Origin of the sequence: Pseudomonas lyxosi (assembly GCF_047758685.1) — a bacterium.
GTDB lineage: Bacteria > Pseudomonadota > Gammaproteobacteria > Pseudomonadales > Pseudomonadaceae > Aquipseudomonas > Aquipseudomonas lyxosi.
In genome coordinates this window covers 211,141-234,058 of record NZ_CP180481.1, presented here as the reverse complement: position 1 = coordinate 234,058, position 22,918 = coordinate 211,141, and the positions used below count along the sequence as shown (strand labels likewise).

At 60.3% G+C, this 22,918-nt stretch carries 20 protein-coding genes; 17 read left to right on the top strand and 3 right to left on the bottom strand.

Going from position 1 to position 22,918, the window contains the following annotated elements; translation table 11 throughout:
- Window positions 1–29: 29 nt before the first annotated feature.
- From ACMXYI_RS01115 to ACMXYI_RS01050, 14 genes are all read left to right on the top strand, one after another.
- Window positions 30–1,652 (top strand): methyl-accepting chemotaxis protein, encoded by a 1,623-nt coding sequence (locus ACMXYI_RS01115; protein ID WP_415771180.1) that lies wholly within the window; start codon window positions 30–32, stop codon window positions 1,650–1,652.
- Window positions 1,652–2,188, top strand: a complete 537-nt coding sequence (locus ACMXYI_RS01110) for a chemotaxis protein CheW (RefSeq protein ID WP_415771179.1) — start codon at window positions 1,652–1,654, stop codon at window positions 2,186–2,188. The genes ACMXYI_RS01115 and ACMXYI_RS01110 overlap by 1 nt, the downstream gene beginning before the upstream one ends.
- The gene (locus ACMXYI_RS01105) at window positions 2,185–3,459 is read left to right on the top strand and encodes a CheR family methyltransferase (RefSeq protein WP_415771177.1); all 1,275 of its coding nucleotides are present in this window, start codon (window positions 2,185–2,187) and stop codon (window positions 3,457–3,459) included. Before ACMXYI_RS01110 ends, ACMXYI_RS01105 begins: the two co-directional genes overlap by 4 nt.
- Window positions 3,456–4,139, top strand: a complete 684-nt coding sequence (locus ACMXYI_RS01100) for a chemotaxis protein CheW (RefSeq protein ID WP_415771176.1) — start codon at window positions 3,456–3,458, stop codon at window positions 4,137–4,139. The genes ACMXYI_RS01105 and ACMXYI_RS01100 overlap by 4 nt, the downstream gene beginning before the upstream one ends.
- Window positions 4,136–6,421: a hybrid sensor histidine kinase/response regulator gene (locus ACMXYI_RS01095; protein WP_415771174.1), complete on the top strand. Its 2,286-nt coding sequence runs from the start codon at window positions 4,136–4,138 to the stop codon at window positions 6,419–6,421. The genes ACMXYI_RS01100 and ACMXYI_RS01095 overlap by 4 nt, the downstream gene beginning before the upstream one ends.
- Window positions 6,418–7,428 (top strand): chemotaxis response regulator protein-glutamate methylesterase, encoded by a 1,011-nt coding sequence (locus ACMXYI_RS01090; protein ID WP_415771172.1) that lies wholly within the window; start codon window positions 6,418–6,420, stop codon window positions 7,426–7,428. Before ACMXYI_RS01095 ends, ACMXYI_RS01090 begins: the two co-directional genes overlap by 4 nt.
- Window positions 7,429–7,475: 47 nt before the next feature.
- A complete protein-coding gene (locus tag ACMXYI_RS01085) occupies window positions 7,476–8,477 on the top strand; it encodes a diguanylate cyclase domain-containing protein (protein ID WP_415771171.1) in 1,002 nt (333 codons plus the stop codon).
- Window positions 8,478–8,758: 281 nt separating this feature from the next.
- A protein-coding gene (gene prfB / locus ACMXYI_RS01080) for a peptide chain release factor 2 (protein WP_095920368.1) occupies window positions 8,759–9,854 on the top strand; the annotation gives its coding sequence in 2 pieces (ribosomal slippage) (window positions 8,759–8,830 and window positions 8,832–9,854; 1,095 coding nt in all).
- A gap of 71 nt (window positions 9,855–9,925) precedes the next feature.
- Window positions 9,926–11,428 (top strand): lysine--tRNA ligase, encoded by a 1,503-nt coding sequence (gene lysS / locus ACMXYI_RS01075; protein WP_415771169.1) that lies wholly within the window; start codon window positions 9,926–9,928, stop codon window positions 11,426–11,428.
- Window positions 11,429–11,530: 102 nt separating this feature from the next.
- Window positions 11,531–12,247, top strand: coding sequence for a TetR/AcrR family transcriptional regulator (locus ACMXYI_RS01070; RefSeq protein ID WP_046048164.1), 717 nt, complete (start codon window positions 11,531–11,533; stop codon window positions 12,245–12,247).
- Between the two features lie 153 nt (window positions 12,248–12,400).
- Entirely contained in the window at window positions 12,401–12,955 is a 555-nt protein-coding gene (locus ACMXYI_RS01065; protein ID WP_415771167.1) for a hypothetical protein, read from the top strand.
- Window positions 12,956–13,019: 64 nt separating this feature from the next.
- Window positions 13,020–14,270, top strand: a complete 1,251-nt coding sequence (locus ACMXYI_RS01060; RefSeq protein WP_415774007.1) for a flavohemoglobin expression-modulating QEGLA motif protein — start codon at window positions 13,020–13,022, stop codon at window positions 14,268–14,270.
- Between the two features lie 132 nt (window positions 14,271–14,402).
- On the top strand, window positions 14,403–15,317 hold the full coding sequence (locus ACMXYI_RS01055) for an alpha/beta hydrolase (protein WP_415771165.1): 915 nt from the start codon (window positions 14,403–14,405) through the stop codon (window positions 15,315–15,317).
- Complete coding sequence (locus tag ACMXYI_RS01050; protein ID WP_415771163.1) at window positions 15,314–15,643, top strand: hypothetical protein; 330 nt, start codon at window positions 15,314–15,316, stop codon at window positions 15,641–15,643. The genes ACMXYI_RS01055 and ACMXYI_RS01050 overlap by 4 nt, the downstream gene beginning before the upstream one ends.
- Before the next feature lie 74 nt (window positions 15,644–15,717).
- On the opposite strand, the gene ACMXYI_RS01045 is transcribed toward ACMXYI_RS01050, so the two are convergent.
- From ACMXYI_RS01045 to ACMXYI_RS01035, 3 genes are all read right to left on the bottom strand, one after another.
- A complete protein-coding gene (locus ACMXYI_RS01045; RefSeq protein WP_415771161.1) occupies window positions 15,718–16,506 on the bottom strand; it encodes an OmpA family protein in 789 nt (262 codons plus the stop codon).
- A 48-nt stretch (window positions 16,507–16,554) separates the two neighbouring features.
- Entirely contained in the window at window positions 16,555–16,968 is a 414-nt protein-coding gene (locus ACMXYI_RS01040; protein ID WP_415771159.1) for a DUF4398 domain-containing protein, read from the bottom strand.
- Window positions 16,969–17,243: 275 nt separating this feature from the next.
- A complete protein-coding gene (locus tag ACMXYI_RS01035; protein WP_415759296.1) occupies window positions 17,244–17,588 on the bottom strand; it encodes a pilin assembly protein in 345 nt (114 codons plus the stop codon).
- A 973-nt stretch (window positions 17,589–18,561) separates the two neighbouring features.
- Between ACMXYI_RS01035 and ppc the strand changes: the two genes are divergently transcribed.
- The 3 genes from ppc (at window position 18,562) to tsaB (ending at window position 22,897) form a co-directional block, all read left to right on the top strand.
- Window positions 18,562–21,192: a phosphoenolpyruvate carboxylase gene (gene ppc / locus ACMXYI_RS01030; protein ID WP_415771158.1), complete on the top strand. Its 2,631-nt coding sequence runs from the start codon at window positions 18,562–18,564 to the stop codon at window positions 21,190–21,192.
- A 289-nt stretch (window positions 21,193–21,481) separates the two neighbouring features.
- Window positions 21,482–22,129: an adenylate kinase gene (gene adk / locus ACMXYI_RS01025; protein WP_415771156.1), complete on the top strand. Its 648-nt coding sequence runs from the start codon at window positions 21,482–21,484 to the stop codon at window positions 22,127–22,129.
- 93 nt (window positions 22,130–22,222) lie between these two features.
- Window positions 22,223–22,897, top strand: a complete 675-nt coding sequence (gene tsaB, locus ACMXYI_RS01020) for a tRNA (adenosine(37)-N6)-threonylcarbamoyltransferase complex dimerization subunit type 1 TsaB (protein ID WP_415771154.1) — start codon at window positions 22,223–22,225, stop codon at window positions 22,895–22,897.
- The last annotated feature ends 21 nt before the right edge of the window (window positions 22,898–22,918 follow it).

Here is a 22,918-nt window from a genome sequence, read left to right as displayed (position 1 = left end):
GCATTTGAAATGTCTCCCGAGGACTGACTGTGAAGAACTGGACGTTGCGCCAACGCATCTTGGCGAGCTTTGCGGTGATTATCGCCATCATGTTGCTGATGGTTGTCGTGTCGTATTCCCGGTTACTGTCGATTGAGTCCAGCGAGAGCGTTGTGCGCACGGACAGTGTTCCCGGGATTCACTACAGTTCCCTGATTCGCGGTGCCTGGGTCGATGATTACGTGCTGACCCAGCAACTGATCGGGCTGGGTGGCGGTCGAGTCATGACCCAGGCTGACAAGGATCTGTACAAGAGTATTGAGGAAAGGCTGCAACGCGCGATGGCCAGCTACCGGAGTACCATTTTCGAGAAAGATGATCAGGAAAGATTCGACGAGTTTGAAAAGCTGCACGAACAATATGACAAGCTGCTCGAAGCGGTACTCGATGCCTACCAGCAAAAGGACTTCGAACAGGCCCGTCGCATACTCGCCGAACAGATGACCCCGGCATGGGCTGCCGGCCGCAAACATCTGGATGAACTCATTGAATTCAACCGGGAGGCGGCTGAGGCGGCCACTGACTCGATCATTTCATCGGTAGCAGCGGCGAAGCTGATCATGGGCATTTCGTTGCTGGTCGCCGTCATTAGTGCCGGGTTGTGTGGCCTTTTGTTGATGCGCGCGATCATGGCGCCGATGAACCGCATTGTGCAGATCCTCGAAATAATGCGTACCGGCGATCTCAGCAGTCGTCTCAACCTGGCGCGCAAGGACGAATTCGGCGCCGTGGAAACCGGCTTCAACGACATGATGACCGAGCTGACGTCCCTGGTGTCCCAGGCCCAGCGTTCCTCGGTGCAGGTCACCACCTCGGTGACCGAGATCGCCGCCACCTCCAAGCAACAGCAAGCCACCGCCACCGAAACCGCCGCCACCACCACCGAAATCGGCGCGACGTCCCGTGAGATTGCGGCCACTTCGCGGGATCTGGTGCGCACGATGATTGAAGTGTCCACCGCCGCCGATCAGGCCTCGGTACTCGCCGGTTCCGGGCAGCAAGGCCTGGCGCGGATGGAAGAGACCATGCACTCAGTGATGGGCGCGGCCGATCTGGTCAACGCGAAACTGGCGATCCTCAATGAGAAGGCCGGCAACATCAATCAGGTGGTGGTGACCATCGTCAAGGTCGCCGACCAGACCAATCTGCTGTCGCTCAACGCGGCGATTGAGGCCGAAAAGGCCGGTGAATACGGCCGCGGTTTTGCCGTGGTCGCCACTGAGGTGCGGCGCCTGGCGGACCAGACCGCCGTTGCCACGTACGACATCGAGCAGATGGTGCGCGAGATCCAGTCGGCAGTGTCGGCCGGGGTGATGGGCATGGACAAGTTCTCTGAAGAAGTGCGCCGCGGCATGTCCGAGGTGCAGCAAATCGGCGAGCAACTGTCGCAGATCATCCATCAGGTTCAGGCGCTGGCGCCGCGGGTGTTGATGGTCAACGAAGGCATGCAGGCCCAGGCCACGGGCGCGGAGCAGATCAACCACGCGCTGGTACAGTTGGGCGATGCCAGCAGCCAGACCGTCGAGTCCCTGCGCCAGGCCAGTTTCGCCATCGACGAATTGAGCCAGGTGGCCGTAGGGCTTCGTAGTGGCGTTTCGCGATTCAAAGTCTGATGAGCGAACCCACGGCCAAACGCATCGCCGTGAAGCCGGCGCTGCAATCATTGTTTCTGGTGTTCCGCATCGGCAGCGAACGCTATGCCTTGCAGGCCATCGAGGTGGCGGAAGTGCTGCCGCGTCTGCCGTTGAAACCGATTCCCCGCGCGCCGGAATGGGTGGCCGGTGTGTTCGCCTACCGCGGCGCGGTGGTGCCGGTGATCGACCTCAGTGCACTGACGTTCGGCCAACCGGCCCAGGCCCGCACCAGCACGCGCCTGGTGCTGGTCAATTATCGTCCGGATGAGTTCGCTGAGGCGCAATTGCTCGGGCTGATTCTCGAGCAGGCCACCGATACCTTGCGCTGCAACCCGGCGGATTTTCAGCCCTATGGCCTGGACAATCGCCAGGCGCCATACCTCGGGCCGGTGCGTGAAGATGCCCAGGGTTTGCTGCAATGGGTGCGGGTCGCCGACTTACTCGACGATCAGGTTCGCGAGCTGCTGTTTCCGCCGCAGCCTCTGAACCTGGCGCTGCTTGAGGAGCGGCCATGAGCAGCGATCAGCGGTTTTTCGACTTCCTCAAAGAGCGCATCGGTCTCGACGTGACGTCGGTGGGACCTGCGATCATCGAGCGTGCGGTGCGCCAGCGCAGCACGGCATCCAAAGCGCTGACGGCCGATGAGTACTGGCACACCTTGCAGGGTTCGCAGGACGAGCAGCAGGCGCTGATCGAAGCGGTGATTGTCCCCGAGACCTGGTTTTTCCGTTACCCGGAATCCTTCGCCACGTTGGCGAAACTGGCCGCCAAACGCCTGAGCGACATCAACAACATGCGCGCGCTGCGGATTCTCAGCCTGCCGTGTTCCACCGGTGAAGAGCCGTACTCCATCGCCATGGCGTTGCTTGATACGGGGTTACAGCCGCACCAGTTCAAGGTCGAAGGCATGGACGTCAGCCCGTTGTCGGTGGAAAAAGCCCGGCGCGCGCTGTACGGCAAGAATTCGTTCCGTGGCCAGGACATCGCCTTTCGCGACCGGCATTTCACCGCCGAAGGCGAGGAGGGCTATCGCCTCAGCGGGCGAGTGCTCGAACAAGTGCGTTTGCAGGTCGGCAATTTGCTGGATCCGGTGTTGCTGGCCAACGAGCCACCCTATGACTTTGTGTTTTGCCGCAACCTGCTGATCTATTTCGATCAGCCGACCCAGCAGCAAGTGTTCGAAGTGCTCAAGCGTCTGACCCATTTCGACGGTGTGTTGTTTATCGGCCCGGCCGAGGGCAGTTTGCTCGGCCGTTTTGGCATGCGTTCGATCGGCATCCCGCAGTCCTTTGCGTTCAGTCGGCAGAGCGCACCAGAGCCTGCGCCCATTGCGACGTTCGTTCCGACGTCTCTGCCCGTGCGCCAACCGGTGCGCAGCGTGGCACCGCCGCCCGTTCGCAGCCGGCCCTTCGCAACAGTGACACCGTTACCTGCTGCGACGAAAACCGCTAACCCGGACGCCGCCACGCTGCTGGCGAACATTGCTGCGCTGGCCAACGAAGGCAAAAGTGCCGAGGCCCGCGCCGCGTGCGATAGCTATTTGCGCAGTCACGAGCCCGTGGCCCAAGTCTTTTACTGGCTGGGCCTGCTCAGCGATGTCGCCGGCAGAGTCCTTGAGGCTCAGGGTTTTTATCGCAAGGCGTTGTACCTCGACCCGCAACATCCCGACGCGTTGATGCACCTGGCGGCGTTGCTGCAATCCTTGGGCGACACGGCGGGAGCCAGACGATTGCAGGACCGCGCCGCCCGCAGCGAGCGCGCCGCTGACAGTGAGCGTAAACGATGAACGTCGCCGATACCTTTAGCCTCACCCATGAAGATGCGCTGGCCATCGACGACTGCTGGAACCGCATCGGTGTCCACGGCGACAAGTCCTGCCCGCTGCTGAGCGATCACATTCACTGCCGCAATTGCGCGGTGTATTCGGCCGCGGCGACGCGCTTGCTCGACCGCTACGCGTTGCAGCAGGAAGACCGCGGGCAAGTCTCTACGGCGGTCGAGAGCGAGATGAAAACCCGTTCGCTGCTGATGTTCCGCCTGGGCGAAGAGTGGCTGGCCCTGGCCACTCGCAGTCTGGTGGAAGTGGCGCCGCTGCAAGCGATTCATTCCTTGCCGCACCAACGCTCCCGGGCTTTGCTCGGCGTGGCGAATGTGCGCGGCGCGTTAGTGGCGTGCCTGTCGCTGGTGGAATTACTGGGGCTCGACGGTGCCAGCAGCGTGGCGTCCGGCGCGCGGGTCATGCCGCGCATGCTGATCATCGCCGCCCACGGCGGGCCGGTGGTGGTGCCGGTGGATGAAGTGGACGGGATTCACGCCATCGACGAACGTATCCTCGACGCGGCGTCCCGCTCCGGTACGCAGGCCAGCGGCAAATACACCCGTGGCGTGTTGCAATTCAAAGGTCGCAGCCTGCGGTGGCTGGATGAAGAACAGCTGCTGTCCGCCGTGACCCGGAGCCTTACATGACCCCCGAGCAAATGCGCGACGCCTCTTTGCTGGAACTGTTCAGTCTGGAAGCCGAGGCCCAGACGCTGGTGCTGAGCGCAGGCCTTTTGGCGCTGGAGCGCGATCCGACCCAGGCCGATTACCTCGAGTCGTGCATGCGCGCGGCCCACTCGCTCAAGGGCGCGGCGCGGATTGTCGGGGTCGATGCCGGGGTCCGCGTTGCCCATGTGATGGAGGATTACCTGGTCAGCGCCCAGGAAGGGCGTCTGTACCTGCGGCCCGAATACATTGATGCACTGTTACAAGGCACCGATCTGCTGATGCGAATTGCGACGCCGGGCAACGCTCCGGCGCCTGCGGATATTGAAGCTTACGTCGTCTTGATGGGACGGCTGCTTGAACACATGGCGGCTACCCCCATCGCGCCGCCGATGGCAGAACTTCAGCTGGAACCGCCGACGCCCAAGGTTGAGCCGCCCATGCCGGCCGCCACCGAAGCCCCGCCGGCAGCGCCCGCCGAGCCAACGCCCAAAACTAAACGCACCACCGAAAACGGCGAGCGGGTACTGCGAGTCACGGCCGAACGCCTGAACAGCCTGCTTGATCTGTCGAGCAAATCCCTGGTGGAAACCCTGCGGCTCAAACCGCACCTGGCCACCATGCAACGCCTCAAGCGTATGCAGAACAACGGCCTGCGGGCCCTGGAAAACCTCAACGTCCACCTCAAGGAACATGCCTTGAGTCTGGAAGCACAAGAAGCCCTCGAAGACGCTCGTCGGCTACTGGCTGAGTCTCAGCAATTGCTGGTGGAAAAGAACGCCGAACTGGATGAGTTCGCCTGGCAGGCCAGTCAACGGGCGCAAGTGTTGTACGACACCGCGCTGGCCTGCCGCATGCGGCCGTTTGCCGATGTGTTGACCGGGCAAGAGCGCATGGTCCGCGACCTCGGTCGCAACCTCGGCAAACAGGTGCGACTGGAAATCGAGGGCGAGAAAACCCAGGTCGACCGCGACGTGTTGGAAAAGCTTGAAGCGCCGCTGACTCACCTGCTGCGCAATGCCGTGGATCACGGCATCGAATCCCCGGAGCAACGGCTATTGGCGGGCAAGCCCGCTGAAGGTCTGATCTGTTTGCGCGTCTCCCATCAAGCCGGTCTGTTGGTGCTGGAACTGAGCGATGACGGCAATGGCGTCGATCTGGAAAAGGTCCGCCGCAGCATCATCGAACGCCAATTGTCCCCGGCAGAAACCGCCGCGCAGTTGAGTGAAGAAGAGCTGCTGACCTTCCTGTTTCTGCCGGGTTTCAGCCTGCGCGACACTGTCACCGAAGTCTCCGGGCGCGGCGTCGGTCTGGATGCGGTCCAGCACATGGTCCGCCAGGTGCGCGGCGCGGTCGTGCTGGAGCAGGTGGCGGGCGAGGGCAGTCGCTTTCATCTCGAAGTGCCGCTGACCCTGTCGGTGGTGCGCAGTCTGGTGGTGGAAGTCGGTGACGAGGCGTATGCCTTCCCGTTGGCCCACATCGAACGGATGTGCGACCTGGAGCCGGCGGACATCGTCCAGGTCGAAGGCCGTCAGCATTTCTGGCACGAAGGCCGGCATGTCGGGCTGGTCGCGGCCAGTCAGCTGTTGCAGCGTCCGGCGAGCCAGAACAGTCAGCAAACCCTCAAAGTGGTGGTGATTCGCGAACGCGAGGCAATTTACGGCGTGGCGGTCGAGCGTTTTATCGGCGAGCGGACGTTGGTCGTTTTGCCGCTGGATGAGCGTCTGGGCAAGGTGCAGGATATTTCCGCCGGGGCCTTGCTCGACGATGGTTCGGTGGTACTGATCGTCGACGTCGAAGACATGCTGCGGTCGGTGGACAAACTGCTCAATACCGGGCGTCTTGAGCGCATTGCCCGTCAAGGCAGCCAGGCGGTTGAAGCGGCTCGAAAACGGATTCTGGTGGTCGACGATTCGCTGACCGTGCGTGAGCTGCAACGCAAGTTGCTACTCAATCGCGGCTACGACGTGGCGGTGGCGGTGGACGGTATGGACGGCTGGAACGCCCTGCGTTCGGAGAGTTTCGATCTGCTGATCACCGACATCGATATGCCGCGCATGGATGGTATCGAACTGGTGTCTTTATTGCGCCGGGACAATCGCCTGCAATCCCTTCCGGTTATGGTGGTGTCTTACAAGGATCGTGAAGAGGACCGTCGCCGTGGACTGGACGCTGGAGCCGACTATTATCTAGCCAAAGCCAGTTTTCATGACGACGCCCTGCTTGACGCGGTGGTTGAGCTCATTGGAGGAGCGCGTGCATGAGAATAGCGATCGTCAACGACATGCCCATGGCGGTGGAGGCCCTGCGCCGCGCCCTGGCCTTCGATCCGGCGCACGAGGTGGTCTGGGTCGCCAGTAATGGGGCCGAGGCGGTGCAGCGTTGCGCTGAAAATACGCCGGATCTGATCCTGATGGACCTGATCATGCCGGTGATGGATGGCGTGGAGGCGACCCGGCGGATCATGGCTGGTACGCCGTGCGCGATTGTCATCGTTACGGTCGACCGCGAGCAGAACGTGCATCGGGTGTTTGAGGCCATGGGCCACGGAGCGCTGGATGTGGTCGACACGCCGGCCATCGGTGCCGGCAATGCCCAAGAGGCAGCAGCCCCGTTACTGCGCAAGATCATCAACATCGGTTGGCTGATCGGTGACCGGGGCAATCGGGAACGAGCCGCCCCGAGCCCGCTGCGCAGTTCGGCTTCGCGCCAGCGCCTGATCGCCATTGGCTCATCGGCAGGTGGGCCGGCCGCGCTGGAAGTATTGCTCAAGGGGCTGCCGCGAGATTTTTCGGCCGCCATCGTGCTGGTGCAGCATGTTGACCAGGTATTCGCCGCCGGCATGGCCGAATGGCTCAGCAGCGCCAGCGGCCTGAACGTGCGCCTGGCCCAGGAAGGCGAGCCTCCGCAGGCCGGCTCGGTGCTGCTGGCGGGCACCAATCACCATATTCGCTTGTTGAAAAACGGCACGCTGGCCTACACCGCCGAACCGGTCAACGAGATCTACCGGCCCTCGATCGATGTGTTCTTCGAGAGTGTGGCCAATTACTGGAATGGCGATGCCGTGGGTGTTTTGCTAACCGGCATGGGACGCGATGGCGCACGGGGGCTTAAACTCATGCGCCAACAGGGCTACCTGACCATCGCTCAGGATCAGAACAGCAGCGCGGTGTACGGCATGCCGAAGGCGGCAGCGGCCATCGACGCCGCTGTGGAGATTCGCCCATTGGAAAAGATAGCGCCACGATTGCTGGAGATTTTCCCCAAATGAAGACTTTTCACAGCAATCTGGCTCAAGTAGTACTCAGGTGACTGCCTATGAATGATTTACAGCTCGACGACTTTAAAACCGACGAAAACGCCGCCATGGTGTTGTTGGTGGACGATCAGGCAATGATCGGCGAGGCGGTGCGCCGCGGGTTGTCGAACGAAGATAACATCGACTTCCACTTCTGTGCCGACCCGCACCAGGCCATCGCCCAGGCGATCCGGATCAAACCGACGGTGATCCTCCAGGATCTGGTGATGCCCGGTCTTGACGGCTTGAGCCTGGTGCGCGAGTACCGCAACCATCCGGCGACCAAGGACATCCCGATCATTGTCCTGTCGACCAAGGAAGACCCGCTGATCAAAAGCGCGGCGTTTGCTGCCGGGGCCAATGATTACCTGGTGAAGTTGCCGGACAACATCGAACTGGTGGCGCGCATCCGCTATCACTCGCGCTCCTACATGACGTTGCTGCAGCGTGACGCCGCTTACCGCGCGTTGCGGGTCAGCCAGCAGCAGTTGCTCGACACCAACCTGGTGCTGCAACGCTTGATGAACTCAGACGGCCTGACCGGGCTGTCGAACCGCCGGCATTTCGACGAATACCTGGAGCTTGAGTGGCGCCGTTCGCTGCGTGACCAGAGTCAACTGTCGCTGCTGATGATCGATGTCGACTACTTCAAGTCCTACAACGACAGCTTCGGCCACCTTGAAGGCGATGAAGCCCTGCGCAAAGTGGCCACGGCGATTCGTGATGCCAGTGCGCGGCCTTCGGACCTGCCAGCCCGTTACGGCGGCGAAGAATTCGTCCTGGTGCTGCCCAATACTTCGCCGGGCGGCGCGCGACTGGTGGCGGAAAAACTTCGCCAGACCGTGGCTGCGTTGAAGATCCCGCACATTTTCCCGGCCGAAGGTTCAAGCCTGACCATCAGCATCGGTCTGTCGACCATGACCCCGCAACCGGGTGGCGATTGCCGTCAATTGATCTCGGCGGCGGACAAGGGGCTGTATCTGGCGAAGAACAATGGGCGTAATCAGGTTGGGATCGAATAAGGTTATACGGCGCCCTGTAGCAGCTGCCGAGCAGCGCGAGGCTGCGTTCGAGGACGAAGTCCTCGCCAACCCTGTACACGCGGTTTGCCTGAATGACCGCGTTGTCCGGTTTTACGACTGCTTCGCAGCCGAACGCAGCCTCGCGGGCTCGGCAGCTGCTACAAGTGTTCGCCGTTTAGCCAAAACCATTCACCGCTAAAGCCGCCAGGCGGGCTGCCGTGACAGTCTGATTACGTTATACTCGCCGGCTTTCAAAAGTTCGCCAACGAGTGCTGCCCGCCATGGAAATCAACCCGATCCTTAACAGTATCAAGGACCTGTCCGAGCGCTCCGAAACTATTCGGGGGTATCTTTGACTACGATCAAAAGCATGAGCGTCTGACTGAAGTCAATCGCGAGCTTGAAGATCCGTCTGTCTGGAACAACCCGTCGTACGCTCAGGAACTGGGCCGCGAGCGATCGCTGCTGGCCCAGATCGTCGAAACCCTCGACGAAATGCACAGCGGTCTGGCCGATGCCAAGGACCTGCTGCTGATGTCCGCCGAAGAAGAAGACCAGGCTGCCGTCGATGACGTCGCTGCCGAAGTCGAGCGCCTGCGCGAGTCCCTGGAAAAACTCGAATTCCGCCGCATGTTCAGCGGTGAGATGGACGCCAACAACGCCTACCTGGACATCCAGGCCGGCTCCGGCGGCACCGAGGCCCAGGACTGGGCCAACATCCTGCTGCGCATGTACCTGCGCTGGGCCGACAAACGCGGTTTCGACGCGACCATCATGGAGCTGTCTGCCGGTGAAGTCGCCGGGATCAAGGGCGCCACCGTGCATATCAAGGGCGAATACGCCTTTGGCTGGTTGCGTACGGAAATCGGCGTGCACCGTCTGGTGCGCAAGAGTCCTTTCGACTCCGGCAACCGTCGCCACACCTCGTTCTCGGCCGTATTCGTGTCGCCGGAAATCGATGACAACATCGAAATCGACATCAACCCGTCGGACCTGCGCATCGACACCTACCGCTCCTCCGGTGCCGGTGGCCAGCACGTAAACACCACCGACTCGGCCGTACGTATTACCCACGTACCGACCAACACTGTGGTCAGCTGCCAGAACGAACGCTCCCAGCACGCCAACAAAGACACCGCGATGAAAATGTTGCGGGCGCGCTTGTACGAGCAGGAAGTGCAGAAACGCAACGCCGCCTCCCAAGCCCTGGAAGACACCAAGTCGGACATCGGCTGGGGTCACCAGATTCGCTCTTACGTGCTCGATGCGTCGCGAATCAAGGATTTGCGCACTAACATCGAACGCAGTGACTGCGACAAGGTGCTCGACGGCGACATCGACGAATACCTGGTGGCCAGCCTGAAGCAAGGCCTGTAAACCGCCAGTCAAGACCTTAAGTCCCCTGCCACCGGTGGGGGCAACGAACCTGTGATGGAATTTTTAAAGACATGAGCGACCTAGAACTCGACCCGCAAGCCCTGCAACAGGAAGAAAACTCCCTGATCGCCCTGCGCAAGGAAAAGCTGGCTGCCGAGCGCGCCAAGGGCAATGCCTTCCCGAACGACTTCCGTCGCGACAACTACTGCGAAGACTTGCAGAAACAGTACGCGGACAAGACCAAGGAAGAGCTGGCAGAGGCTGCAATCCCGGTCAAGGTTGCTGGTCGTCTCATGCTCAACCGTGGCTCGTTCATGGTGATCCAGGACATGTCCGGTCGCATTCAGGTTTACGTCAACCGTAAAACCCTGTCCGAAGAAACCCTGGCTGCGGTGAAAACCTGGGACCTGGGCGACATCATCGCCGCCGAAGGCACCCTGGCCCGTTCCGGCAAGGGCGACCTGTACGTCGAAATGACCAGCGTGCGCCTGCTGACCAAATCCCTGCGCCCACTGCCGGACAAGCACCACGGCCTGACCGACACCGAATCCCGTTATCGTCAGCGTTACGTTGACCTGATCGTCAACGAAGACGTGCGCCAGACTTTCCGCGTTCGTTCGCAAGTCATCGCGCACATCCGCAGCTTCCTGATGAAGCGAGACTTCCTGGAAGTCGAAACACCAATGCTGCAAACCATTCCAGGCGGTGCAGCGGCCAAGCCGTTCGAAACACACCATAACGCCCTGGACATGGACATGTACCTGCGCATCGCGCCGGAGCTGTACCTCAAGCGTCTGGTGGTCGGTGGTTTTGAAAAGGTGTTCGAGATCAACCGCAACTTCCGTAACGAAGGCGTTTCGACTCGTCACAACCCTGAATTCACCATGTTGGAGTTCTACCAGGCTTACGCCGACTACGAAGACAACATGGACCTGACCGAAGAGCTGTTCCGCGAACTGGCGCAGCTGGTTCTGGGCAGCACCGACGTGCCTTACGGCGACAAAGTGTTCCACTTCGGCGAACCGTTCGTGCGTCTGTCGGTGTTCGACTCGATCCTCAAGTACAACCCTGAGCTGACCGCTGACGACCTGAACGACATCGACAAGGCCCGTGCCATTGCCAAGAAGGCCGGCGCCAAGGTGCTGGGCTTCGAAGGTCTGGGCAAATTGCAGGTGATGATTTTCGAAGAGCTGGTCGAGCACAAGCTGGAGCAACCGCACTTCATCACTCAATACCCGTTCGAAGTGTCGCCGCTGGCCCGTCGTAACGACGACAACCCGAACGTCACCGACCGTTTCGAACTGTTCATCGGTGGCCGCGAAATCGCCAACGCCTACTCCGAGTTGAACGACGCGGAAGACCAGGCCGAGCGCTTCATGGCGCAGGTGGCCGACAAGGACGCTGGCGACGATGAAGCCATGCATTACGACGCCGACTTCGTTCGCGCGCTGGAGTACGGCATGCCGCCAACGGCCGGTGAAGGTATCGGCATCGACCGTCTGGTGATGCTGTTGACCAACTCCCCGTCGATCCGCGACGTGATCCTGTTCCCGCACATGCGGCCACAAGCGTAAGTGTTTCAATAAAAAAGCCGCCTAAAACAGGCGGCTTTTTATTGCCTGTCTGGTACAAACGTATCAATTGGTTACTTTTGACGTTAGAGAGGAATACCTGTCGTGAACCGTGCAATTGCTCAAGAGGGTGCAGCGGACGTCGCCACTGCGGTCGCTGAAAGTGTTCAGTACCAGGGTCGCAAGGCCAGCCGACAGGGCAGTGAACAGCGTCGACAGGATATTCTCGATGCGGCGATGCGCATTGTCGTGCGCGATGGCGTGCGGGCCGTGCGTCACCGCGCGGTGGCCGCCGAGGCCGGAGTGCCGCTGTCGGCCACCACTTACTATTTCAAGGATATCGATGACCTGCTCACCGATACCTTTGCCCAATACGTGGAACGCAGCGCGGCGTTCATGGCCAAGTTGTGGGCCAGCAACGAAGGCCTGCTGCGCGAGATGGTTGCTTATGGCGATGGCAGCCCCGAGTCGCGTTCACAGCTGGCCGACGATATCGCACGCCTGACCGCCGATTATGTGCAGCGCCAATTGCACAACCGTCGCGAGCACTTGATGGCCGAGCAGGCGTTCCGTCAGGAGGCGCTGTTGAACCCGCGTCTGGCGGAGTTGGTGCGCTCGCATCAGCAAATTCTTCTGCAAGGCACCTGCCATTTTTTCGAGGTATTGGGTTCCCGCGAGCCACAACAGGATGCCAAAGTGTTGACGGCGATTATCGGACGGATGGAATATCAGGGCCTGCTCAACGACGCCGAGCCTGTCGCCGAAGCCGAAATGCTCGGTATCCTCACGCGGTATATGCACCTGGTATTGGCGTCGGTGTAACCCGGTTCTCAGATCGTTCCCACGCTCTGCGTGGGAATGCCGCCCGGGACGCTCCGCGTCCCTTGCCGGCGTGACGCAGAGCGTCACTGGATGCATTCCCACGCAGAGCGTGGGAACGATCATGAGGCGAAGTGTGTTCAAAGGGAGTGTTGAATGAAAGCCTGGCGTGTCGTTGTGATCGCCTTGTCGTTCCTGCTGCTCAGTGGCTGTCTGGTGACCTTCAAGGAGCCGCTGCCCTCGAGCGAGTCCGCGCCTAAAGGGTTGCTCGGCAAATGGACCAGCACCAACGCCTGGGGCGAGCCGCTGAATCTGGAGCTGACGCGCCTGGGCGACAATCACTATCAGGCCGTCAGCTACTTCAAGGCCAAACCCAAGGAGCGCGAAGCCTATCCCTTCACGGTGACCCGTCATGGCAGTCGCTGGTACCTGTCGGCCAAGGTACCGGCGCAATTCGGTGGGCATTTCACTCTCTTGGGATTTGAACTCACCGATAAGCATGAGCTGGTGGTCTATAACCTCGACCTCGAGCAGATCAACCAGGCCCTGAGGCAAAAAGTCCTCAGCGGCGAAGACTTCCAGACCGACGACGGCGACGGCGTGTTGATCAACAACAATCTGGACCAGGTTTTCGCCTACCTTGACGACCCGGCCAATTCCGATGTGTTCGTCGAGGCCGTGCGCTATCAGCGCCTGGCCAAAGTCAAATAAACCCAGCATGTAAACGGTTTTTCTACAGGAGTTTCGGGTGGACGATTACCAGCAGACGATACGCATGTTGTCCGATCGCATTGTGCTGGCGCAGACGCCGATTCGCGTCCTCGATGCAGTCAAGTGGGACGACAACATCCGCAAGGGTTTCCTCAAGGCCAAGGGCAAGGAAATGCCGGCGGTGGACCGTGATTACTACCTGAACCGGCCGCTGGCGTTCGATTCCAGCAAGGTGAAGCTGGAATTCCAGAACATCGAGCGCGACATCACCCGTCAGCTCGGACAGTTCAACCCGGTTGGCCAGATCATGCGCCGCATGTGCAAGGAATACCGGATGGTGGTGCGCATGCTCGAAGCGCGCGGCACCGAGGATTTCGGGCTGATTTCACAAGAGCTTTACGGTGCCGCTTCCGACGCGTTCCACGCCGGCGATCCGACCCTTTCCGACCTGGGCCTGATGCTCTCCGATTACCTGAACAATATCGATGGCCGTGGCGACCTGAAGGACGAACCGAAAATCCTCACCGCCAAAGAAGCCGTCCACCTGCTGCAAACCCGCTTGAACAAGGTATTCGGCGAGGCCGAGGAAACCATTCGCGTATTCGAGTCCGACGGGATCGTCGCCGATGCCGCGGCTGGCGCCGACTACATCAAGATCCGCGCCGACGCGATGTTCAACGACCGTGACGTGCGCGCTCTGGAAGTCCACGAAGGGCTGGTGCATGTGGGGACCACGCTCAATGGTCTGAACCAGCCGATCTGCACCTTCCTCTCCAAAGGCCCGCCGTCGTCGACGGTCACTCAGGAAGGCCTGGCGATCCTGATGGAAATCATCACCTTCGCCTCCTACCCAAGTCGCCTGCGCAAACTGACCAACCGCACCCGCGCCATTCACATGGTGGAAGAGGGCGCGGACTTCATGCAGATCTTTGAATTCTTCAGCGAGCAAGGTTTTGAAATGGCGGAAAGCTACGGCAACGCCAGTCGGGTTTTCCGTGGCTCGGTGCCGACAGGTTTGCCATTCACCAAAGACTTGTCCTACCTCAAGGGCTTTATCATGGTTTACAACTACATTCAGTTGGCCGTGCGTAAAGGCAAGCTTGAGCAGATACCGCTGCTGTTTTGCGGCAAGACCACGCTGGAAGACATGCGCACCTTGCGCCAGTTGGTGGATGAAGGGTTGGTGGTGCCGCCGAAGTATCTGCCGGATCAGTTCCGTGACCTGAACGCGCTGTCGGCGTGGATGTGCTTCTCCAACTTCCTCAATCACCTGAGCCTGGACCGGATCGAAGCGGATTACTCCAATATCCTTTGATACAGATCGTTCCCACGCTCCGCGTGGGAATGCCGCCATGGACGCTCTGCGTCCACTGTGACGCAGAGCGTCACGGAATGCATTCCCACGCAGAGCGTGGGAACGATCATCAATAATATGAGGTTTCATCGGATGAGAATCCTCGGCTTTTTCTGCCTTCTCCTGACCTTGAGCGGTTGCAGCTCGCTGCTGTTCTACCCCGAGCCAGGCCAGCTGTTTACCCCGGAAAAAGCCAAACTCGAATACCGCGACGTCACCCTGACCACCGCCGATGGCCTCAAGCTGCACGGCTGGTGGTTGCCGGCCAAACAAGGTGTCGAGGTCAAAGGCACGGTGCTGCATTTGCACGGCAATGGCGGCAATCTGCCCATGCATCTTGGGGGGAGCTGGTGGTTACCGAAAGAAGGGTATCAAGTGTTGCTGCTGGACTATCGCGGCTACGGTTTGTCCGAAGGTGAACCGACGCTGCCAGAGATCTACCAGGACATCGACGCCGCGTTCAAATGGCTCGATCAGGCGCCGGAGGTCAAGGGCAAGCCGCTGATCCTCCTGGGGCAAAGCCTCGGCGGTTCGATGGCCGTGCACTATCTGGTTCAACATCCCGAACGCCAGAAACAACTCAAGGCCTTCGTCCTCGACGGCGTGCCCGCCAGTTACCGCAGTATCGGTCAATTTGCCCTGAGCCATTCCTGGCTGACCTGGCTGTTTCAGGTGCCGCTGTCCTGGCTGGTGCCGGACGGCGACAGCGCGATCCATTCCATGACGCAGCTCAATGGCGTGCCGAAACTGATCTACCACAGCATCGATGATCCGATCGTGCCCCTTTCCAACGGCATCCGTCTGTATCAAGCTGCGCCGCCGCCGCGGGTGCTGCAACTGACCCGTGGCGGTCATGTGCAGACGTTCGCCGACCCGGTCTGGCGCAAAGTCATGCTGCGTTTTCTCGATGACCCGCAGCATTTCAACGGTCTGCGCCGCCTGGGCGAAGTCCCGAATTACCCGGCGCCGAAAAATTCTGAAGATGAACCACCAGAGAGTCCGCAATGAGTGAAGAACGTAACGCCATCCCGCTGATCATCACCGGTATCTGCAGCATCCTCGGCACTGTCGGAGCCCTGTGGTTCTACGGCTACCTGCACTTCGCCAAACCCGAAGATGCGCTGCTGCTCAGCGACTTCACCATGCTCAAGACTGTGCCGGGTGAAGACTACAAAGTCTCCCTGGAACCGGCCCCGCAAGTCGCGCAATGCATCGATGGCGTGCTGGTGATGTTCGACACCGAACAGAAAGGCCTGAGCGGCGTGTTGGTCAATAACAGGAAAAAAGCGGTGCGCTGCATGGGTGAGGAAACCCCGCAGAAGCTGCAACCGTAGCGTTCCCGAATCTTAAAAACAAAAGCCCCGCCTGATCGACTCAGGCGGGGCTTTTGTGTTTCAGCAGATGATGCTTAATTAGAGCTGACCGCCGAACGCGGGATCACCGGCTGGTTGTCGTTGGAAATGGTCACTTCCACCCGACGGTTCATCGCACGACCCGAAACGCTGGTGTTCTCGGCCACCGGGTATTCCTTGCCATAACCCTGGGCCACGATGCGCGCTGGATCTACGCCCATCTTGATCAAGGCCACTTGCACGGAAGTCGCACGGCGTTCGGACAGCGACTGGTTGTAGTTCGGCGCGCCCGTGCTGTCGGTGTAGCCTTCGATAATCACTTTACGGTCCGGGTTTTCCTGAAGGAACTGGGCCAGTTTGTTGATATTCACCAGGCCACTGGATTTCAGCTCGGCCTTGTTAGTGGCAAACAGCACGTCACCGAACGTCACCAGCGTGCCGCGATCGGTCTGCTTGGCATTCAGGCTGTTCTGCAATTGCTTGATCTGCGCGTCGCGTGCGTCCAGACGGGCCTGGGCACGTTGCGCAGAGGCATCTTTCAGATTGGCTTCGGCGTTGCGCAGGGCGATGGTCTGCTTCGCCACTTCAACACGTTGATTGGTCAGGTAAGCCAGTTGATCGACCTTGGCCTGGTCCTCTTTGTCCTGGTAAGCCTTGTCGGCCTTGTCCAGGTAATCGCTGGCTTCTTTGGTTTCCAGCGCCGCGACTTTGCTGGCTTGCGGGTTGGTTTGCAGGCCGGTGTAGTTGCTTCGGGCCTGTTCCAGGTTCGCGTTGGGCGGTGTGGAGCAGGCAGCCAGTGCAACGCTTGCGGCCAGCAGGGCAGGGATCATCAATTGTTTACGCATGGTGGTTTCGTCCTTTTAGTCGAGTAAGAAGTGCGTCGTGCCGGCCGCTTATTGAACGGTGCGCTGGCTTTCCTGACGCAGTTCTTGAACACCTTTCTGAGAGTCCTTCACAGCCTGTTCAGCTTTGATGGCCTGGGCCTTGCGCTCAGCCACGCGAGCGTCCCACTCGGCCTGTTCGGCCAGGACCTTGGCTTCGGCGTACTTTTTGTCGTGCATGGCGATTTCGGCTTGTTTGAGCTTGTCCTGCGCGGACTTCATTTCCACTGCCGCGAATTCGGTACCGCCGGCACTGACGGCGCTGTTGACCGCCGATTCCGTCACGGCGAATTGCTCGCTTGGCGGGTTACCGGCACAACCGGCCAGAACGAAGCTGCTGCCGATGGCCAGTGCAGCCAGTTTCAGGCTACGCAGAGGGGGAAACGAGGATTTGGCAGTTCGGGTCTTCATGGTCTTCAACTCCATTGGAAAAACTCCTGAAAAACTTAAAAATCCATCCTGGGCAAGGAGCCGCAACCTTCAATTTCCGGGGGTGTTTTAAAACGGCCGTCCCAGGCGTGGTTAATGGGTGTGACCCGAGGCGTTTTTCGAAAGTTCAGAGAATATGGCCCATTGCCCGAAAAAACTTTGACCGGGCGGACAAGGCTCTAAACCGGTAATTCTTACCGCAAGTAGCCGTATTCCCGGCCCTGCAGGGGGCCAGGAATACGCATTTTTGGAGGGGAAAAGAAGTGCGGTAATCAGTGTTTCTGTTTGTCGTCGACGGCCGACAAATCGTGCAAATGACGGCGGGACAATGCGAGAAAACGCGGAGTCGGACCGACGTCTTCGTACAGCGGATCACCTTCTTCGTCGGTGGCCACAACCGTCGAGCCCTTTACGTATGGGAAGCTTTTTTCGAGCTCTTCCAGGGCTGCGCCGATCAGCTCGCCGAGCAGTTCTTCGGGGTGTCGTTTGGGGTACATTTCGATAATGGCCGCCAGCCGTGCGGCGGCCTCCACATCCAGATGAATCGAGTATCCGGTATCGGTCAGACGACCCTTGGCGTTTTCTTCCCAGTGATGGGCAAGCTCGCGGATTTTCATAGTGACCTCAATGCGCACCTGCTCGTGGCAGGCAGTGTCAGTGTCCGGCAATCGCCGGCGGCAGCCGTTGTAAGGCTTACTCTTCAGACTAGCTTTAACGCCCAAGGTTTAAAGTCCCTTCGTCGTCTAATGGTGAGCGTTGCTTCGGTGCTTCAGATTGGGTGTATATCCGTTTCTGCGGTGATGGCTGATTACGGTTTCGCTTTTACAGCGAGTCACTTTGGAAAAGAACCCCAAAGTAACCAAAGGGTTCTTGCCCCTTTCGTTCGGTGCCTCGCCTAGGCTCGGCATGCCCTCGCTCCGGTCCTGCTCCGTGGGCCCGCCGCCATCGGCCATCCATGGCCGGGGGCGGCTAACCCGGCATCCATGCCGGGTTGCCCACTGCGCAGAACCTCCACTCGGCCTCTCGAGGCGGCGGAGCATCAAGATCAAAAGCTGCAGGCGAGCTAACGCTCGGCCTGTTGAGTGGTGAGAAGCAAAAGCTGTACGTTGATCTTGCCGTTGCCGTTGCCGTTGCCGTTGCCGTTGCCGTTGCCGTTGCCGTTGCTTTGGCTTTGGCTTTGGCTTTGGTTTTTGATCTGTTGCCCCTTTCCCAGAGGCCGAACGCAGGCGTTGCGCAGGGGGCACCGCGGCAAGGATGCCGCGGTAGCCGCCCCCGGCCATGGATGGCCGATGGCGGCGGGCCCCCGGAGCAATGCCGGAGTGAGGGCATGCCGAGCCTAAGCGAGGCACCGAATGGAGGGGCAAAGCCTTTTGCTTACTTTTCGGCGTTTGGAAAAGTGAGTCGCTGTAAAAGCGAAACCGTAATCAGCCATCACCGCAGAAACGGATATGTACCCCACCAACCCCAATCCCCAATCCCAAAACTTTCTCGGGCGAACAGCATTCCCATCGTCGTCCGCTTGTAAGAACCGCTTTACAGCGGCACTCTCTAACGACAAAGCAAACCCGGATTTTCGCTGGAGAACTGCTGATGACCGATATTGATGCACGCTTGCGCGAGGACGTTCACCTGTTGGGTGAGCTGTTGGGCAACACCATTCGTGAACAGTACGGCGACGGTTTTCTCGACAAGATCGAGCAGATCCGCAAAGGCGCCAAGGCCGATCGTCGCGGGTCAATGGACGCTGAACTGAGCGCCAGCCTCAACCAATTGAGCGAAGAAGAGTTGCTGCCGGTGGCGCGGGCATTCAACCAGTTTCTCAACCTGGCCAATATCGCCGAGCAATATCAGCTGATTCACCGTCGCGAAGAGTCACAGCCTGCGCCGTTCGAAGCGCGGGTACTGCCGGAACTGCTCGCCCGCCTGAGTGCTGAAGGTCATGGCGCCGAATCCCTGGCCCGGCAACTGGGCCGGCTGGAGATCGAACTGGTCCTCACCGCGCACCCGACCGAAGTGGCGCGCCGCACGCTGATCCAGAAATACGATGCGATTGCCGCGCAACTGGCCGCCCAGGACCATCGCGACCTGACCACTGCCGAACGCGAGCAGATCCACACGAAGTTGCAGCGCCTGATCGCCGAAGCCTGGCACACCGAAGAAATCCGCCGCACCCGCCCAACCCCAGTGGATGAAGCCAAATGGGGCTTCGCGGTGATCGAGCATTCGCTGTGGCAGGCGATCCCCAACTATTTGCGCAAGGCCGATAAAGCCCTGCATGACGCCACTGGCCTGCACTTGCCACTAGAGGCAGCGCCGATTCGTTTTGCCTCGTGGATGGGCGGCGACCGGGATGGCAACCCCAACGTGACCGCTGCCGTAACCCGTGAAGTCTTGCTGCTGGCGCGCTGGATGGCCGCGGACTTGTACCTGCGCGATGTCGATCACCTGGCGGCCGAGTTGTCGATGCAGCAGGCCAGTGACGACTTGAAGGCCAAGGCCGGGGACAGCGCCGAACCTTACCGTGCGGTGCTCAAACAGCTGCGTGAACGCCTGCGCGCGACGCGTAACTGGGCTCACGCCTCCTTGACGAAGACCACGCCGGCACCCGCCGATGTGCTGCAAAACAACCGCGAGCTGCTCGATCCGCTGGAGCTGTGCTACCACTCGCTGCACGAGTGCGGCATGGGCGTGATCGCTGATGGGCCGCTGCTCGATTGCCTGCGTCGGGCGGTGACGTTCGGGCTGTTCCTGGTGCGGCTCGATGTGCGTCAGGACTCGACGCGCCATACCGCGGCCATGACCGAAATCACCGATTACCTGGGCCTGGGGCGTTACGAGGACTGGAGCGAGGAAGATCGCATTTCCTTCCTGATGCGCGAACTGAACAACCGCCGGCCGTTGCTGCCAGCGTACTTCAAGCCATCGGCCGACACCGCTGAAGTGTTGGCGACCTGCCGGGAAATCGCTGCCGCACCGGGCGCATCGCTCGGTTCTTATGTGATCTCCATGGCCGGCGCTGCTTCCGACGTGCTGGCCGTGCAACTGCTGCTCAAAGAGTCTGGCGTGTTGCGGCCGATGCGCGTGGTGCCGCTGTTCGAAACCCTTGCCGACCTCGACAACGCCGGCCCGGTGATTGAAAAACTGTTGCTGCTGCCTGGTTATCGCTCGCGCCTGCAAGGGCCGCAGGAAGTGATGATTGGCTACTCCGACTCGGCCAAGGACGCCGGCACGACGGCGGCGGCCTGGGCTCAATATCGGGCGCAGGAGCGCTTGGTCGACATCTGCCGCGAGCAGCAAGTGGAACTGCTGTTGTTCCATGGTCGTGGTGGCACCGTGGGACGCGGCGGCGGTCCGGCACACGCGGCGATTCTGTCGCAGCCGCCGGGTTCGGTGGCGGGGCGTTTCCGTACCACCGAGCAGGGGGAAATGATTCGTTTCAAATTTGGTTTGCCGGACATCGCCGAGCAGAACCTCAACTTGTACCTGGCAGCGGTATTGGAAGCGACCTTGCTGCCGCCGCCGCCACCGGAGCCAGCCTGGCGCAATCTGATGGACGAATTGGCTGCCGACGGTGTCAGCGCTTATCGCGCCGTCGTGCGGGAAAATCCGCAGTTCGTTGAGTATTTCCGCCAGTCCACTCCAGAGCAGGAACTGGGCCGCTTGCCGTTGGGCAGTCGCCCGGCCAAGCGCCGCGCCGGCGGGATTGAAAGTCTGCGGGCGATCCCGTGGATCTTCGGCTGGACCCAGACGCGTCTGATGTTGCCGGCGTGGCTCGGCTGGGAAGCGGCGCTGAGCAAGGCGCTGGAGCGCGGCGAAGGCGAGCTGCTGGGGCAGATGCGCGAACAGTGGCCGTTCTTCCGCACGCGCATCGATATGCTGGAAATGGTGTTGGCCAAGGCTGATGCCGATATCGCCCGGTCTTACGATGAGCGTTTGGTCGAGCCGGATCTGCTCCCTTTAGGTGCGCATTTACGCGACCTATTGTCGCAGGCCTGCTCGGTGGTCCTTGGGTTGACTGGTCAGTCGCAGCTACTGGCACATAGCCCAGCCACGCTTGAATTCATCCGCTTGCGCAACACTTACCTCGACCCTCTTCATCTATTGCAGGCTGAGTTGTTGGCGCGTTCGCGACAACAGGAAGTGGCGCAGGGCAGCCCGGTAGAACAGGCGCTGCTGGTGTCTGTGGCGGGGATTGCCGCCGGTTTGCGTAATACCGGCTAAGGTTTTCGTCGTGGGGCAAGGCACTCGGCGCGAGCGTCGAGTTGCCTGTGGGCGAGGGGTTGAAAAGTGCTGCCAGGCGACAGTTAGTGATGGGGTTGCGACTAGGGTTACCCCGACGAAAGGCCACATCAGGCGCGGGTTTCTCCGACTTTCGGCGGCTTGTGTGCTCCGGGCCTGCTGTGTATCTTGATCAGCCTTTGACCGTTTGGGCGGTCACGACCCTTATTTTGAGATTGGCCCCACGAGGCGAATCTGACGTTATCTATATAAAAAATTGAGGAGCACATCGATGCGCGTCATTCTGCTGGGAGCTCCCGGGGCCGGTAAAGGTACTCAGGCTAAGTTCATCACCGAAAAATTCGGTATCCCGCAAATCTCCACCGGCGACATGCTGCGTGCCGCGGTCAAGGCTGGCACCGAGCTGGGCCTGATCGCCAAGAGCGTCATGGACAGCGGTGGTCTGGTTTCCGATGACCTGATCATCAATCTGGTCAAGGAACGCATCAGTCAGGCCGATTGCGCCAACGGTTTCCTGTTCGACGGTTTCCCGCGCACCATTCCTCAGGCTGAAGCCCTGGTGAAAGCCGGCGTGGAGCTGGATCACGTGGTCGAAATCGCCGTCGACGACGAAGAAATCGTTCAGCGTATCGCTGGTCGCCGCGTTCACGAGGCCAGCGGCCGCGTGTACCACACCGTCTACAACCCGCCGAAAATCGCCGGCAAGGACGACATCACCGGTGAAGCACTGGTGCAGCGCAAGGACGACACCGAAGAAACCGTGCGTCATCGCCTGTCGGTCTACCATTCCCAAACCAAGCCTCTGGTAGCGTTTTACCAGAACCTGGCCGCTGATCTGGGCAAACCGAAGTACAGCCACATCGAAGGTGTTGGCTCGGTTGAAGCGATCACCGGCAAGGTGCTTGCAGCACTGAGCTGAAAAGTCTGAATCGCTTCATCTTCTACGGCCCGCTTGCGGGCCGTAGTTGTTTATACTGGCGCACTTTTTCTGACCTCTCTTACGGAAACATCGATGAGCACCTTGCTGGCCCTGGACACCGCGACTGAAGCTTGCTCCGTTGCCTTGCTGCATGACGGCAAAGTCACGAGCCATTACGAGGTGATCCCGCGCCTGCATGCGCAAAAGCTGCTACCGATGATTCAGCAGTTGCTGGCGGATGCCGGGACCACTTTGCAAGCGGTCGATGCCATCGCGTTCGGACGTGGTCCGGGTGCGTTCACCGGCGTGCGGATCGCCATCGGCGTGGTGCAGGGGCTGGCGTTTGCGCTGGATCGTCCGGTGTTGCCAGTATCGAACCTGGCCGTGCTGGCGCAGCGGGCCTATCGCGAACATGGCGCGAGCCAGGTGGCTGCCGCCATCGATGCTCGGATGGATGAGGTGTATTGGGGTTGCTACCGCGAAACGGCGGGGGAGATGCGGCTGGTTGGCAATGAAGCAGTGCTTGCGCCGGAAGTGGCCGCGTTGCCGGCTGACGCCAGCGGTGAGTGGTTTGGCGCCGGCACTGGCTGGGGTTATGCCGAGCGAATCGCCGTCAGCCTGACCGGGCAGGATGCGGGCATGTTGCCTCACGCTGAAGATCTGCTGACCCTGGCGCGTTTTGCCTGGGCGCGTGGCGAGGCGATCGTGGCTGATGAGGCTCAGCCGGTGTACCTGCGCGATAAAGTCGCGACCCCGAAAGCACGTTAATCCTTAATACCGAGTTGTCCC

Bases quoted from the DNA above. Each gene is read 5' to 3' on its own strand.
- ACMXYI_RS01110 (WP_415771179.1), top strand. From the start codon at position 1,652: ATGAGCGAACCCACGGCCAAACGCATCGCCGTGAAGCCGGCGCTGCAA.
- ACMXYI_RS01105 (WP_415771177.1), top strand. From the start codon at position 2,185: ATGAGCAGCGATCAGCGGTTTTTCGACTTCCTCAAAGAGCGCATCGGT.
- ACMXYI_RS01100 (WP_415771176.1), top strand. From the start codon at position 3,456: ATGAACGTCGCCGATACCTTTAGCCTCACCCATGAAGATGCGCTGGCC.
- ACMXYI_RS01095 (WP_415771174.1), top strand. From the start codon at position 4,136: ATGACCCCCGAGCAAATGCGCGACGCCTCTTTGCTGGAACTGTTCAGT.
- ACMXYI_RS01090 (WP_415771172.1), top strand. From the start codon at position 6,418: ATGAGAATAGCGATCGTCAACGACATGCCCATGGCGGTGGAGGCCCTG.
- ACMXYI_RS01085 (WP_415771171.1), top strand. From the start codon at position 7,476: ATGAATGATTTACAGCTCGACGACTTTAAAACCGACGAAAACGCCGCC.
- lysS (WP_415771169.1), top strand. From the start codon at position 9,926: ATGAGCGACCTAGAACTCGACCCGCAAGCCCTGCAACAGGAAGAAAAC.
- ACMXYI_RS01065 (WP_415771167.1), top strand. From the start codon at position 12,401: ATGAAAGCCTGGCGTGTCGTTGTGATCGCCTTGTCGTTCCTGCTGCTC.
- ACMXYI_RS01060 (WP_415774007.1), top strand. From the start codon at position 13,020: ATGTTGTCCGATCGCATTGTGCTGGCGCAGACGCCGATTCGCGTCCTC.
- ACMXYI_RS01055 (WP_415771165.1), top strand. From the start codon at position 14,403: ATGAGAATCCTCGGCTTTTTCTGCCTTCTCCTGACCTTGAGCGGTTGC.
- ACMXYI_RS01050 (WP_415771163.1), top strand. From the start codon at position 15,314: ATGAGTGAAGAACGTAACGCCATCCCGCTGATCATCACCGGTATCTGC.
- ACMXYI_RS01045 (WP_415771161.1), bottom strand. From the start codon at position 16,506: ATGCGTAAACAATTGATGATCCCTGCCCTGCTGGCCGCAAGCGTTGCA.
- ACMXYI_RS01040 (WP_415771159.1), bottom strand. From the start codon at position 16,968: ATGGAGTTGAAGACCATGAAGACCCGAACTGCCAAATCCTCGTTTCCC.
- ACMXYI_RS01035 (WP_415759296.1), bottom strand. From the start codon at position 17,588: ATGAAAATCCGCGAGCTTGCCCATCACTGGGAAGAAAACGCCAAGGGT.
- ppc (WP_415771158.1), top strand. From the start codon at position 18,562: ATGACCGATATTGATGCACGCTTGCGCGAGGACGTTCACCTGTTGGGT.
- adk (WP_415771156.1), top strand. From the start codon at position 21,482: ATGCGCGTCATTCTGCTGGGAGCTCCCGGGGCCGGTAAAGGTACTCAG.
- tsaB (WP_415771154.1), top strand. From the start codon at position 22,223: ATGAGCACCTTGCTGGCCCTGGACACCGCGACTGAAGCTTGCTCCGTT.